Here is a 13671-nt window from a genome sequence, read left to right as displayed (position 1 = left end):
TTCAGTTACTTGGTCGAGCTGTTACAGCAGCGGGATCGAGTAGCTGAGGATCAGGCGGTTTTCGTCCTGGTCGCGTTGACCGGCGATGTCGTTGCGCCACGTAGCGTTTTTCCACATGAAGCCGACGTTCTTCAACGGACCTTCCGGAACAACGTACGCCACGGTCAAATCGCGTTCCCACTCGGAGGCGCCATTCGAGGTTTGCACACGACTACCGTAGGTATCAATGTTGTCGCCGCGCAGATAAACCATGCCAGCGGTCAGGCCTGGCACGCCAACTTTGGCGAAATCATAGGAGTAGCGTGCCTGCCAAGTGCGCTCGCCGGCACGGTTGAACTTCTGGATCTGCATGTCGGTGATGGTGTAGTTAGACGAGCCGTCACCCTGGTTCAGCCAAGGGAAGTCGCTGCTGCCGTTGCTCACCTGATAGCCGCCACCAAAGGTGTGACCGGCAACGGTGTAAAGGAACAAGCCGCTGTACAGGTTGTTGTCGACCTTACCTTTGCCGTTACCAAGCGTACTGTTGCCGTACGCACCGTTGCTGAAGTAGTCCGAATCGTTGCCATTGCGGCCGTCATCGGAGCTATTGAAGTACCGGAAGTCGGACTTCAACACACCTGGGCCAATCGACCAGTTATGCACCAGACCCAGGAAGTGTTGCTTGTAGAAGTTTTCCAGGTTGCCGTAGTAGTACTGGGCCGTCAGATCCTTGGTGATTTTATAGTCACCACCGGCGTAGATGAACTTGTTGCTGTTTGTGGTGCGCGCAGTTGCGCCACCGATCGACAGCTGTTCATTGTTGCTGGAGTTACGACCTTTCACGTGCTCGATCTGGCCACCGACCAGCGTCAGGTCCTTGATCTCGCCGGAAGTAATCTGGCCACCCTGCCAGGTTTGCGGCAGCAGACGACCGTCGTTGGTGACGATGACCGGGTTCTTCGGCTGCAAGGTACCCAGCTTCAGCTCTGTCTGGGAAATCTTGGCTTTAGCCGTCAGACCCAGGCTCGAGAAGTTATCAACAGCTTCGCCATTGGATTTGCTTGGGAATACAGTTCCGCCGTACGAAGTCGAGGTCGCACCGTTGGTACCACCGCCCGAATCCAGGCGAACGCCCAGCAGACCGATAGCATCGATACCAAAACCTACGGTGCCTTGGGTGTAGCCGGAGATGAAGCGCAGATCGAAGCCTTGGCCCCATTCTTCGTTCTTGCTCTGCACACCGTTACGCTTGTTAGCGGGACTATTGGCAGCGCTATCACGGTTATCGTTGTTGATATAGAAGTTACGCAGACCCAGAGTAGCCTTGCTGTCTTCGATGAAACCGGCGGCGCCTGCCTGCTGCGCCATAACCCCAACGGCCACAGCCAGGGCCAAGGTGGACTTGTTCATGTATCGCTCCTCTCGTTCTAATTCTTGTGTTCCTGGTTCGGGGTCGATTTGCCCTGAATCCTAAGATGCGCGATTAGCGCCAGACCGTGACTGCCAAGTCAATCGTAACCTTGTGTGTCTACGACCATCGTCTAATCGCCAGTGATTGGGTCCCTGCAGCGTAAAGACTTCCTGATAATCCCAAAAAGAATTTATTCATCCTTTTTCATACCATTCGGACATATGGCCCATTAATGGCCCTTTGCGCCGGGAAACAGCGTATCGGCGCCTAAGCTCATTCCTAAATGGTATTTGTTGACCTTTTTTTAGATCGATTAGCTTTGCCGTGCTCCCAACACGGCAAATCCCATCGAAAAGGCGACGCATCATGGCGAAACGCGCACTATCAAGTCAATTTGTTACAGTTTGTGTGTCGGCACTGTTTTCTTTTTCCGCACATGCCGCCGGTCTGACGGTCGGCTACCAGACCGGGATCGATCCGAGCAAAGTGCCGCAGGCCGACGGTGTCTATGAAAAAACCATCGGCGAGAAGATCGACTGGCGTCGTTTCAACAGCGGCCCGGAAGTCGTCACTGCCATTGCTTCTGGCGACGTGCAGATCGGCAACCTTGGCTCAAGCCCACTGGCAGCAGCTGCTTCACGCAATCTGCCGATCGTGGCGTTTATCGTTTCGGCGCAGATTAATGCCGCCGAAGCCTTGGTGGTGCGCAACGGCAGCGGCATCGACAAACCACAGGACCTGATCGGCAAGACCATCGCCACACCGTTCGTGTCGACCTCGCACTACAGTCTGCTTGGGGCGCTGAAGCACTGGGGCCTGAATACTTCGCAAGTCAAAGTGGTCAACCTGCAACCGGCGGAAATCGCCGCCGCGTGGAAGCGTGGCGACATTGACGGGGCGTTTGTCTGGTCGCCGGCGCTGGGCGAGATCCGCAAGACCGGCAAGACCCTGACCGACGCCGCCCAGGTCGGCCAGTGGGGTGCGCCGACCTTCGAGGTGTGGGTGGCGCGCAAAGACTTTGCCGAGAAGCATCCCGAGGTCGTGGCCAAGTTTGCCAAGGTCACCCTGGAGTCGTTCGCTGATTACGCCGCACACAAAGACAGCTGGACGGCCGACTCGGTGCCTGTGCAGAAAATCGCCAAATTGACCGGTGCCAACGCAGCAGATGTGCCGGAACTGCTGGCCGGTTCGGCGTTCCCGGATGCCAAGGCGCAGCAAAGCACGGCGCTGCTGGACGGCGGCACCGCCAATGCCATTGCCGAAACGGCGAAATTCCTGAAGGAACAGGGCAAGGTCGAGACGGTGCTGCCTGATTATTCGCCGTACGTCAGCGCCAAATTCATCACTGACTGAATGCAGAACCCTGTAGTGAGGGGATTTATCCCCGCTGGGTCGCGTAGCGACCACCTATGTTTTCACTTGGAAACGCAAGGGGACTGCTGCGCAGTCCAGCGGGAATGATTCCCCTCGCCACAGACCTCGCTGTTGTTCAGAGGGTCTTTTCGAAGATCTTCGAATTACGCTGATAGTTGTACAGCGACGCCCGTGCCGCTGGCAGGCGTTCCACGCTGCTCGGCTCGAATCCGCGCTCGCGGAACCAGTGCGCGGTGCGCGTGGTGAGTACGAACAGGGTTTTCAAACCCTGCGCCCGCGCACGGGTTTCGATGCGTTCGAGCAATTCGTCGCCGCGTCCGCCATGGCGATACTCGGGATTCACCGCCAGGCACGCCAGTTCGCCGGCATCGGAATCGGCAATCTGATACAGCGCCGCACAGGCGATGATCATGCCTTCGCGCTCGACCACGCTGAACTGCTCGATCTCGCGCTCCAGCACTTCCCGCGAGCGGCGCACCAGAATGCCCTGTTCTTCCAGCGGACTGATCAGGTCGAGCAGGCCGCCGACGTCTTCAATCGCCGCTTCGCGCACCAATTCGAACTGCTCCTGCGCCACCAGCGTACCGCCACCGTCACGGGTGAACAGCTCGGTCAGCAGCGCGCCGTCTTCGGCATAACTGACGATATGGCTGCGCGCAACGCCGCCACGGCAGGCTTCGGCGGCGGCATCGAGCAACTCCGCTTGATAGTTGCTCATGCCCAGACGCTGCAAATGGGCCGGCACTTGTTGCGGGCGCAGTTCACGGACCAGTTTGCCGTTCTCGTCGATCAGGCCGAGCTCGGCGCCGAACAACAGCAGCTTGTCCGCGCCCAGATCAATCGCGGCGCGGGTGGCGACGTCTTCGCAGGCGAGGTTGAAAATTTCACCGGTCGGCGAATAGCCCAGCGGCGACAGCAATACGATCGAGCGTTCATCGAGCAGGCGATTGATGCCCTTGCGGTCAACCCGACGCACTTCACCGGTGTGGTGATAGTCGACACCTTCCAGCACACCGATCGGCCGCGCGGTGACGAGGTTGCCGCTGGCCACGCGCAGACGCGAGCCCTGCATCGGCGACGAGGCCATGTCCATCGACAGGCGCGCTTCGATGGCGATGCGCAACTGGCCGACCGCATCGATCACACACTCCAGGGTCGCGGCATCGGTGATGCGCATGCCGTGATGGTAATGCGGGGTCAGGCCACGGGCGGCGAGGCGGGTTTCGATCTGCGGGCGCGAGCCGTGCACCAGCACCAGACGCACGCCCAGACTGTGCAGCAAGACCAGGTCGTGGACGATGTTGCCGAAATTCGGATGCTCGACGCCGTCGCCGGGCAGCATGACGACGAAGGTGCAATCGCGGTGGGCATTGATGTATGGGGACGCGTGGCGAAGCCAATTGACGTATTCGGGCATGAACCTGGGCCTGTAATAAAGAGCAGCCGAAAAAAGGGGCGAAACGAAAAACGCACAGCGGGCTGATGGTTATCGTCGGAACAGGCTTGGCGACACGCGCGCTCTCCTCATGAATACGGGTTGTGGTGCAGGCAATTTACCGGGTTGATGCAAGACATTTAACCCTGAGGCAGCGAGCCTGCTCGCGAAAACGGTGGATCAGGTTCATCAATGGCGACTGACAAAACGCTTTCGCGAGCAGGCTCGCTCCCACACAGGGCCGTCATCGTTCGTCTGTCGTCAGGCAATAATGTTCAATCAACTGCCGAATCAGATGCACGGTAGGCTGCAAACGTGACATTTCAAGGTACTCGCCGGGTTGATGTGCGCAGGCAATGTCGCCGGGGCCGAGGACGATGGTTTCGCAGCCGAGGCGCTGAAGATAAGGCGCTTCGGTGCCGAACGCTACTGCTTCGGCGCGATGGCCGGTGAGCTTTTCGGCGATGCGCACCAGTTCGGCATCCTCTGACTGTTCGAACGGCGGCACTTCCGGAAACAGCGGTCGGTAGTCGATCTTCACCTTGTGCCGCTCGGCCACCGGGTTGAGCTTGCGCAGGATTTCCGCACGCAGCAGGTTCGGGTCCATGCCCGGCAGCGGCCGCAGGTCGAACTCCAGCGAACACTGGCCGCAGATGCGATTGGGATTGTCGCCGCCATGAATGCAACCGAAGTTCATCGTCGGTTGCGGCACGCTGAATTGTGGATTGCTGAATTCGCGCTGCCACAACAGGCGCAAACCACGCAGTTCGCCGATGGCATCGTGCATCGCTTCAAGGGCGCTGTGGCCCAGACGCGGATCAGACGAGTGGCCGCTCTGCCCGAGAATGTCGATGCGCTCCATCATGATGCCTTTGTGCATGCGGATCGGCTTGAGCCCGGTCGGCTCGCCGATCACCGCCGCGCGGCCCAGCGGTTGCCCGGCCTCGGCCAGTGCGCGGGCGCCGGACATCGAGCTTTCTTCGTCGCAGGTGGCGAGAATCAGCAGCGGTTGCTTGAACGGCTGATCAAGCAGCGGCTGCACGGCTTCGATGATCAGCGCGAAGAAGCCCTTCATGTCACAACTGCCCAGCCCGACCCAGCGGCCATCAACCTCCGTGAGCTTCAGCGGGTCGGTCTGCCACAACGCGTCGTCGTACGGCACGGTGTCGCTGTGCCCGGCCAGCACCAGGCCGCCGGGGCCGCTGCCGAAACTGGCGAGCAGATTGAATTTGCCGGGGCTGACCTGCCGGATATCGCAGCTGAAGCCCAGGTCACCAAGCCAGCCCGCCAGCAGATCGATGACGGCGCGGTTGGACTGGTCCAGGTTCGGTTGAGTACAGCTGACCGATGGCGCGGCAATCAGCGCGGCAAACTGGTCTTGCATGGACGGCAATGGCATCACTGACTCCAGGTCCCGGATTGAGGCCCACTATAGAACCATCCGGCGCGCGGAATAAACCGCCGCAGGGCGTAGGAAGTTTGACTCCTGTACACTGCACGGCCTTGGCAGCCACACATTCCCCCGGCTGCGCTCCCGATTCTGGATGTTCCGGCCATGCAAAAAGAAACTGAAATCAAACTCCGCGTCAGCCGCGAAACCCTCGCTGCCCTGCGCGAGCACCCGCTGCTGAAGAAACGCAACAAAAGTGGCTGGGAACGCCGTGAGTTGATGAACCAGTACTTCGACACCCCCGAGCGCGACCTCGCCCAAGCCAAAGTCGCCCTGCGCCTGCGCGAGGACGGTGACGAAGTGATTCAGACCCTCAAGACCCGTGGCCAGAGCGTCGCCGGTCTGTCCGAGCGTAACGAGTACGACTGGAAACTGGCGAAAGCCAAGCTCGACGTGAAAAAACTCGACGGCGAATGCTGGCCCGAGTCGCTGGCCGAGCTGGACAAGAAAACCCTCAAGCCGATCTTCACCACCGATTTCGTCCGCGAGCGCGCCGAAATCGCCTGGGGCCGTGGCAAGACCAAAGTGGTCATCGAAGCCGCGCTGGACCTCGGTCATGTGGTGGTCGGCAAGCAGAAGGAAGAAATCTGCGAGCTGGAACTGGAACTGCGCGAAGGCGAGCCTGCCGCGTTGCTGGAACTGGCTGCCGAATTGGCCGAAACCCTGGCGCTGATGCCATGCGATATCAGCAAGGCTGAGCGCGGTTATCGTCTGCACGACGCCAACAGTTACTCGCTGAGCCTGCCGGCGCCGCAGCTGACCACCGAAACCCGTCTCGACGACGCCTTCGCCGCGCTGAGCTGGCATCTGCTCGGCAGCAGCCAGCGTCTGGCCGAACAATATCGCTTCAACGGTCACTGGCGTCTGTTGCAGGACTGGGTCGAGAACCTCGCGGAAATGCGCGCCCTGCTCAGCAGCCTCGGCCAGGCGGCGCCGCGTCAGTCGACCCACGATTTACGTGTGGCCCTCGATGCCTTGCTCGAAGACTGGCGCCCGTTGGTGCAGGTCGGCATCGAGGACGAAGACGTGCGCAAGGCCGCGCCGGAGCAGTTCCTCGAAGAGCTGGAAGACCCGCGCTGGGGCCAGTTCTCGCTGAACGCTTCACGCTGGCTGCTGGCCCGCATCTGGACCGCCGACCGCAACACTCGCGGCAACCGTCAGGGTGACGCGCAACTGCACAGCTGGTTGCCGCGTCTGCTGGGCGAAGAAGCCACTGCCCTGCAGCTGCAACGCTATCAGCAGCAGCCGGAAGATCTTGCTGAACAACTGCCGCGTATCGAACGCATTCAGGTCTGGTTGCACCATGCGCGCAACGTGCTGGACATCCCGGAAATGGATCGCCTTTACGGTGAGCTGAACAAACTGGCGCAACTGGCCAACGAGCCGACCATCACCGACGAACTGCTCGATGCACGCAAGCATCAGGCGATTGCGGTGTACCAGAACCGCGCCTGGAAAATCCTCCTGCGCAGCTAAACACCTCCCCACCCGATCGTTCCCACGCTCTGCGTGGGAACGCCTCAATGGACGCTCTGCGTCCGCTTTGGGACGCAGAGCGTCCCGGGCTGCATTCCCACGCGGAGCGTGGGAACGATCAAGCGGGGACTGCTGCGCAGCCCAGCGGGGATAAATCCCCTCGCCACAAAGGCCATCCGCACTAGACCGGCAGGCTGGTGGTGGACTTGATCTCCGACAGCGCCACGATCGAATTCACTTCCTGTATCCCCGGCACCAGCGACAGCTTCTCGAAAAAGAACCGCTCGTACGCCTCGATATCCGCCGCGACAATGCGCAGCATGAAATCCACCGCCCCCATCAGCACATAACACTCCAGCACTTCCGGAAAGCCGCGAATCGCCTCGGTGAACTCGGTGAAGTTCGAGCGGCCGTGGGCGTTGAGTTTGATTTCGGCGAAGATCTGCGTGTTCAGGCCGATCTTCTTGCGATCCAGCAAGGTCACCTGGCCGCGAATGATGCCCTCCTCCTTCATCCGCTGAATCCGCCGCCAGCACGGCGATTGCGACAGGCCCACCTGCTCGGCGATCTGCGCGCTCGACAGTGAAGCGTCTTCCTGCAGCAAGGCGAGGATCTTGCGGTCGTAGGCGTCCAGCTCGCTGTGCATAAAAAATCCTCAAAGATCAGCTTTCACGAATCAACTCTTTCGATAAACCCGCTCAGACGCCGATCATAGCCAAGAAATACCCCGCACCGAATGTAAAAATTTCTCCAGTGATTTTGGAGACTCGCCATGCCGCACCTTGAAGCCGTAAACAGCCCCGCCGCCCGTGCTGATGTCTGGAACGTCAACAACGCCCACTGCCTGGCGCAATATCAAATCCTCGCCGAGGCCGAGCCGGATCTGCTGGTGCGCGTGCTGAATCTGTTCGCTTTGCAGTTTCTGACCCCGGAGCAGGTCAACGTCCAGCGCCAGGACGATCTGCTGTCGATCGATCTGCTCATGAGCGGCCTGAGTTGGCATCGCGCGCAAGTGATCGCGGAAAAACTGCGCAACCTGATCAGCGTCTGCGCGGTGGACCTGCACAACGCCGACGCGGCGTGGCAGGCGCCCGCCCAGGCTGCCGGCTGACAAATCCGGCAACGGCTTCGTCGGGTAGTGGCCCAACGGTCAGCGGGGCCGCGACTATCCTTTTGCGCATGACGCTCAAAAAGGAAAGCCGCATGTCCGTTCAATTTGTCACTCAGGACCGCTGGCTCGACCTCAACGATGTGTTGCGAGAACTGGTCGCCCAAGGCTTCATCTGCCAGGACGCGGCGGAACAGGCGCTCAATGCCCGCCGTCGCCATGCGGCTCACGGGCAGATGCATCCGCTGGAATTCATCGCCAGCCAGCAACTCGACGACCTCAGCCGTCCGGGCAAACATCTGGATCTGGAAAGCCTGACCCTGTGGCTGGCGCAACAGGCCGGTCAGCCGTATTTGCGCATTGATCCGCTGAAAATCAATGTCGCGGCGATCACGCCGCTGATGTCCTATGCCTTCGCCCAGCGCCACAAGATTCTCGCCGTCGCCGTGGACCGCGACTCGGTTACCGTGGCCAGCGCTCAGCCCTACGTCAGCGGTTGGGAAGCTGACCTGACCCACGTATTGAAGCTGCCGATCAAACGGGTCGTGGCCAACCCGGTCGACATCCAGCGCTTCAGCGTCGAGTTTTTCCGGCTGGCCAAATCGGTCAGCGGTGCCAGCAATGCCGACGCCCAGAGCGGCAACCTTGGCAACTTCGAACAACTGCTCAACCTCGGCGCCAGCGATCAGGAGCCGGACGCCAACGACGCGCACATCGTCAACATCGTCGACTGGCTGTTCCAGTACGCCTTCCAGCAGCGCGCCAGCGATATCCACATCGAACCGCGCCGTGAGCACGGCACCGTGCGCTTTCGCATCGACGGCGTGCTGCACAACGTCTATCAATTCCCGCCGCAGGTGACCATGGCGATCGTCAGCCGCCTGAAAAGCCTTGGCCGCATGAACGTCGCGGAAAAGCGCAAACCCCAGGATGGCCGGGTCAAGACCAAGACCCCGGACGGCGGCGAAGTGGAGTTGCGGCTGTCGACCTTGCCGACAGCGTTCGGCGAAAAAATGGTCATGCGGATTTTCGATCCGGAAGTGCTGCTGAAGAATTTCGACCAGTTGGGTTTCAGCGCCGACGACCTGCGCCGCTGGCAGGATATGACCCGCCAGCCCAACGGCATCATTCTGGTCACCGGGCCGACCGGCTCGGGCAAGACCACCACCCTGTACACCACGCTGAAAAAACTGGCGACGCCGGAGGTCAACCTCTGCACCATCGAAGACCCGATCGAAATGGTCGAGCCGGCCTTCAACCAGATGCAGGTGCAGCACAACATTGAGCTGACTTTCGCCGCCGGGGTGCGCGCGCTGATGCGGCAGGACCCGGACATCATCATGATCGGCGAGATCCGCGATCTGGAAACTGCGGAAATGGCGATTCAGGCCGCGCTCACCGGGCACTTGGTGTTGTCCACTCTGCACACCAACGATGCGCCGAGCGCCATCAGTCGTTTGCTCGAACTGGGCGTACCGCATTACCTGATCAAAGCCACCGTGCTCGGCGTCATGGCCCAGCGTCTGGTGCGCACCTTGTGCCCGCACTGCAAGGCGCCGCTGACGCTCGAGGATGAGGACTGGCAAACCCTGACCCGGCCCTGGCAGGCGCCGCTGCCGAGCAATGCGCAACGGGCGATCGGATGCCTGGAATGCCGCGACACCGGCTATCGCGGCCGCGCCGGCGTGTACGAAATCATGCAGCTGAGCGACAGCCTCAAAGCGTTGATCACCCCGGATACCGACCTCACCGCGATCAGGCGTCAGGCCTTCAAGGAAGGCATGCGCAGCCTGCGCCTGTCCGGTGCGCAGAAAGTTGCGGCGGGGCTGACCACCGTGGAGGAAGTGCTGCGGGTGACACCGCAAAGTGAGTTGAAATAATTCAGCACGGAACTGGATCGGGGATCGGCTATCCAACGCCGTAGTCAATCCCAGGAGTCACCTCATCATGCGTCTCAAACTCGCTGTCGCCACCTTGGCCCTGCTGTCGCTTCCCGTTGGTTCGGCCATGGCGGACAGCTTTTGGCGTAACGTCATCTCCTCCGGCGCCACCACCGGTTCGACCTACCTGACGTTCAAGGATCACAAGCTGATCGTCGCCGCCCAGGACGACGCCGGCAGCTTCGTCGCCAGCGACGGCGGCATCCGTGGCCCGTATCTGGAAGCAGCGATGCAGAAAGTCCGCGCCGACAACCCTGGCCTGCAGGCTTCGGACATGGAACTGGCGAACGCGATTCTGGCGAAGAACGCCGTGGCTTCCGAGTAAGCCTCGCACCCTCAAAAATGCCGCTCGATCGAGCGGCATTTTTTTGCCCGGATTACCGCCTCACCACCATGCCTTGTGGGAGCGAGCCTGCTCGCGAAAGCGGTGAGCCAGTCACCGAAAATGCTGGCTGGACGATTGCTTTCGCGAGCAGGCTCGCTCCCACAGGGACGGTGGTGGATTTAGAGATCAGCGGTAATCCTCCACCGGGACACAGGCGCAATACAGATTGCGATCGCCGTAGACGTTATCCACCCGATTCACCGCTGGCCAATATTTGTGCAATCGAGTGTGCGCATCCGGGGTAATGCCCTGTTCGATGCTGTAAGGCCGTTCCCAGATCCCAGTGACATCGGCCAAGGTATGCGGCGCGCGTTTGAGCGGATTGTCTTCGCCCGGCCAGTTGCCCTTCTGCACTTCATTGATCTCGGCGCGAATGCTCAGCATCGCCGCGATGAAGCGGTCGAGTTCTGCCTTGGATTCGCTCTCGGTCGGCTCGACCATCAACGTACCCGGTACCGGGAAGGACATGGTCGGCGCGTGGAAGCCGTAATCCATCAGCCGCTTGGCGACGTCTTCCTCGCTGATGCCGGTCTGCGCCTTCAGCGGGCGCAGATCAAGAATGCATTCATGCGCCACCCGGCCATTGCGCCCGGTGTAGAGCACCGGAAACGCGCCGGATAAATGCTGCGCCAGATAATTCGCCGCCAGAATCGCCACCTCGCTGGCGTCCGCCAGTTGCGGCCCCATCATGACGATATACATCCAGCTGATCGGCAAAATGCTCGCACTGCCCCACGGCGCTGCGCTGACTGCGCCGTTCTGTGCCAGCGGCCCGTCAATCGGCACCACCGGATGATTGGCGACGAACGGCGCCAGATGCGCGCGAACCCCGATCGGGCCCATGCCCGGCCCGCCGCCGCCATGAGGAATGCAGAAGGTCTTGTGCAGGTTCATGTGCGACACGTCGGCGCCGATGTCCGCCGGCCTGGCCAGGCCGACCTGGGCATTGAGATTGGCGCCATCCATATACACCTGGCCGCCGTGCTGGTGGATCACTGCGCAGATTTCACTGATGCCTTCCTCGTAAACCCCGTGGGTCGACGGATAGGTCGCCATCAGGCACGACAATTTATTCCCGGCCTCCGCGGCTTTCAGCTGCAAATCATCCAGATCGACGTTGCCCGCCTCATCGCATTCGACAATCACCACACGCATCCCGGCCATCTGCGCCGACGCTGGATTGGTGCCGTGGGCCGACGACGGAATCAGGCAGATATCCCGCGCGCCCTCTCCTCGGCTCTCGTGATATTTACGGATCGCCAGCAGCCCGGCGTATTCGCCCTGGGCGCCGGAGTTGGGCTGCATGCAGATCGCATCGAAACCGGTAATCGCGCAGAGCCAACGCTCAAGCTCTTCGATCATCAGCGTGTAACCGACAGCCTGCTCCCTCGGCACAAACGGATGCAGTTGGGCGAACTGCGGCCAGGTGATCGGGATCATCTCGCTGGTGGCGTTGAGTTTCATCGTGCACGAGCCCAGCGGGATCATCGATTGGTTGAGCGCCAGATCCTTGTTTTCCAGCTGTTTGAGGTAACGCAGCATCTCGGTTTCGCTGTGGTGGGCGTTGAACACCGGATGTTGCAGGTACGGCGTACTGCGCTGGAGTTCGTCGGGAATTCCCGAGGCGATGTCCTGCGCATCAAGCGCATCAACGCTCAGGCCATGATCGGCGCCGAGCAGCACATCGAACAGCTTCGCCACGGTGTGTTCATCACAGGTCTCGTCCAGACTCAGACCGACGCGGCCACGACCAAGAATACGCAGGTTGATCTGCGCTGCCTGAGCACTTTCGATGATCGCCGTTTGCGCACCGCCGACCTCCAGGGTCAGCGTGTCGAAGAACTGCCTGTTGAGCCGTTTGATGCCGTTGCGCTCGAGTCCCGCCGCGAGGATGCAGGTCAGGCGATGCACGCGCTGGGCGATACGCTTCAAACCCTCCGGGCCGTGATACACCGCGTAGCAACTGGCGATATTGGCCAGCAGCACCTGCGCGGTGCAGATGTTCGAATTGGCTTTCTCGCGGCGGATGTGTTGCTCGCGGGTTTGCAGGGCCATGCGCAGCGCGACGTTGCCGCGAGCATCTTTCGACACACCGATGATCCGCCCCGGAATCGCTCGTTTGTATTCCTCGCGGCTGGCGAAGAACGCCGCGTGCGGGCCGCCATAACCCATCGGCACACCGAAACGCTGGGACGAACCCAACACCACATCGGCACCCAACTCACCCGGCGGCGTCAGCACCAGCAGGCTGAGCAAATCGGTGGCGACGCAGGCCAGGGCCTGTTGTGCGTGCAGGTGGTTGATCAAGGGTTCGAGATCGCGGATTTCGCCGTGGGTGTCGGGGTATTGCAGCAGCGCGCCGAACACCTCGTGCTGCGCCAGGTTATCCACCGCGTCGACGATCAGCTCGAAGCCGAAACCTTCGGCGCGGGTCTGTACCACGGAGAGAGTTTGCGGATGGCAATTTTCATCCACAAAAAACAGATTGCTCTTCGACTTCGCCACGCGCTTGGCCAAAGCCATGGCTTCGGCCGCTGCGGTAGCCTCATCGAGCAGCGAGGCGTTGGCCAGTTCCAGGCCGGTGAGGTCGATGGTCAGCTGCTGAAAATTCAGCAGCGCTTCAAGCCGGCCTTGAGCGATTTCTGGTTGGTATGGGGTATACGCGGTGTACCAGCCGGGATTTTCCAGCACGTTGCGCAAGATGACGGTCGGCGTGACGGTGCCGTGATAGCCCATGCCGATCAGGCTGGTGAACAGCTGATTCTGCTCGGCATAACCGCGCAGTTTCGCCAGCGCAGTCTGTTCGTCGAGTGCCGGCGGCAGATCCAGTGCGCGATTGAAGCGAATGCCCGGCGGCACGGTCTGCTCGATCAGCTCGGCGCGACTGCCCAGGCCGAGGCTGTCGAGCATCGCCTGCTGCTCGGCGGCATCCGGGCCGAGGTGGCGGCGCAGAAAGGCTTCGGGATCGCGTAACTGGCTCAGGGACGGCGACTGGGACATGACGGGCTCTCCTGGCTGGCGCTTGGCGTCAATCGACACGGTCAAACCAGCATAGCAGTGCCCTCGAAGATCAAAAGATCGCAGCCTTCGGCAGCTCCTACAGGGGAATGTAT

At 60.9% G+C, this 13671-nt stretch carries 10 protein-coding genes; 5 read left to right on the top strand and 5 right to left on the bottom strand.

Annotated features, from left to right (window positions below; translation table 11 throughout):
• Nucleotides 1-21: 21 nt before the first annotated feature.
• The gene (locus F8N49_RS18010) at nucleotides 22-1389 is read right to left on the bottom strand and encodes an OprD family porin (protein WP_071172168.1); all 1368 of its coding nucleotides are present in this window, start codon (nucleotides 1387-1389) and stop codon (nucleotides 22-24) included.
• Between the two features lie 364 nt (nucleotides 1390-1753).
• Here F8N49_RS18010 and tauA point away from each other — a divergent pair, with 364 nt between their 5' ends.
• Nucleotides 1754-2743 (top strand): taurine ABC transporter substrate-binding protein, encoded by a 990-nt coding sequence (gene tauA / locus F8N49_RS18005; protein ID WP_151552017.1) that lies wholly within the window; start codon nucleotides 1754-1756, stop codon nucleotides 2741-2743.
• 136 nt (nucleotides 2744-2879) lie between these two features.
• On the opposite strand, the gene argA is transcribed toward tauA, so the two are convergent.
• Together argA and argE are read right to left on the bottom strand one after the other, a co-directional pair.
• Nucleotides 2880-4181: an amino-acid N-acetyltransferase gene (gene argA / locus F8N49_RS18000; protein ID WP_016772647.1), complete on the bottom strand. Its 1302-nt coding sequence runs from the start codon at nucleotides 4179-4181 to the stop codon at nucleotides 2880-2882.
• Nucleotides 4182-4443: 262 nt separating this feature from the next.
• On the bottom strand, nucleotides 4444-5598 hold the full coding sequence (gene argE / locus F8N49_RS17995; RefSeq protein WP_073470986.1) for an acetylornithine deacetylase: 1155 nt from the start codon (nucleotides 5596-5598) through the stop codon (nucleotides 4444-4446).
• Between the two features lie 156 nt (nucleotides 5599-5754).
• Between argE and F8N49_RS17990 the strand changes: the two genes are divergently transcribed.
• Nucleotides 5755-7125 carry an inorganic triphosphatase gene (locus F8N49_RS17990; RefSeq protein WP_151552016.1) on the top strand — a complete coding sequence of 457 codons (1371 nt, stop codon included), beginning with the start codon at nucleotides 5755-5757 and terminating at the stop codon, nucleotides 7123-7125.
• Nucleotides 7126-7306: 181 nt separating this feature from the next.
• Here F8N49_RS17990 and F8N49_RS17985 read toward each other — a convergent pair whose 3' ends face one another.
• On the bottom strand, nucleotides 7307-7771 hold the full coding sequence (locus tag F8N49_RS17985) for an Lrp/AsnC family transcriptional regulator (protein ID WP_024014730.1): 465 nt from the start codon (nucleotides 7769-7771) through the stop codon (nucleotides 7307-7309).
• 126 nt (nucleotides 7772-7897) lie between these two features.
• Between F8N49_RS17985 and F8N49_RS17980 the strand changes: the two genes are divergently transcribed.
• From F8N49_RS17980 to F8N49_RS17970, 3 genes are all read left to right on the top strand, one after another.
• Complete coding sequence (locus tag F8N49_RS17980; RefSeq protein ID WP_071172164.1) at nucleotides 7898-8236, top strand: hypothetical protein; 339 nt, start codon at nucleotides 7898-7900, stop codon at nucleotides 8234-8236.
• 92 nt (nucleotides 8237-8328) lie between these two features.
• Entirely contained in the window at nucleotides 8329-10113 is a 1785-nt protein-coding gene (locus F8N49_RS17975; RefSeq protein ID WP_122506176.1) for a GspE/PulE family protein, read from the top strand.
• A 64-nt stretch (nucleotides 10114-10177) separates the two neighbouring features.
• Nucleotides 10178-10498: a DUF2388 domain-containing protein gene (locus F8N49_RS17970; RefSeq protein WP_172667868.1), complete on the top strand. Its 321-nt coding sequence runs from the start codon at nucleotides 10178-10180 to the stop codon at nucleotides 10496-10498.
• Between the two features lie 186 nt (nucleotides 10499-10684).
• Here the strand turns inward: F8N49_RS17970 and gcvP are convergent, their stop codons facing one another.
• Nucleotides 10685-13558 (bottom strand): aminomethyl-transferring glycine dehydrogenase, encoded by a 2874-nt coding sequence (gene gcvP, locus F8N49_RS17965; protein ID WP_151552015.1) that lies wholly within the window; start codon nucleotides 13556-13558, stop codon nucleotides 10685-10687.
• Nucleotides 13559-13671: the final 113 nt, after the last annotated feature.

Origin of the sequence: Pseudomonas sp. GXM4, assembly GCF_008923895.1 — a bacterium.
GTDB classification, from domain to species: domain Bacteria; phylum Pseudomonadota; class Gammaproteobacteria; order Pseudomonadales; family Pseudomonadaceae; genus Aquipseudomonas; species Aquipseudomonas atacamensis.
Note: the sequence above shows the minus strand (reverse complement) of the source record. Positions and strands in the feature narration are given on the sequence as shown.

What these genes read in the sequence shown, in the direction of transcription:
- F8N49_RS17975 (WP_122506176.1), top strand. Translation starts at nt 8,329, where the DNA reads ATGTCCGTTCAATTTGTCACTCAGGACCGCTGGCTCGACCTCAACGAT.
- F8N49_RS17980 (WP_071172164.1), top strand. Translation starts at nt 7,898, where the DNA reads ATGCCGCACCTTGAAGCCGTAAACAGCCCCGCCGCCCGTGCTGATGTC.
- F8N49_RS17985 (WP_024014730.1), bottom strand. Translation starts at nt 7,771, where the DNA reads ATGCACAGCGAGCTGGACGCCTACGACCGCAAGATCCTCGCCTTGCTG.
- argE (WP_073470986.1), bottom strand. Translation starts at nt 5,598, where the DNA reads ATGCCATTGCCGTCCATGCAAGACCAGTTTGCCGCGCTGATTGCCGCG.
- gcvP (WP_151552015.1), bottom strand. Translation starts at nt 13,558, where the DNA reads ATGTCCCAGTCGCCGTCCCTGAGCCAGTTACGCGATCCCGAAGCCTTT.
- F8N49_RS18010 (WP_071172168.1), bottom strand. Translation starts at nt 1,389, where the DNA reads ATGAACAAGTCCACCTTGGCCCTGGCTGTGGCCGTTGGGGTTATGGCG.
- F8N49_RS17990 (WP_151552016.1), top strand. Translation starts at nt 5,755, where the DNA reads ATGCAAAAAGAAACTGAAATCAAACTCCGCGTCAGCCGCGAAACCCTC.
- argA (WP_016772647.1), bottom strand. Translation starts at nt 4,181, where the DNA reads ATGCCCGAATACGTCAATTGGCTTCGCCACGCGTCCCCATACATCAAT.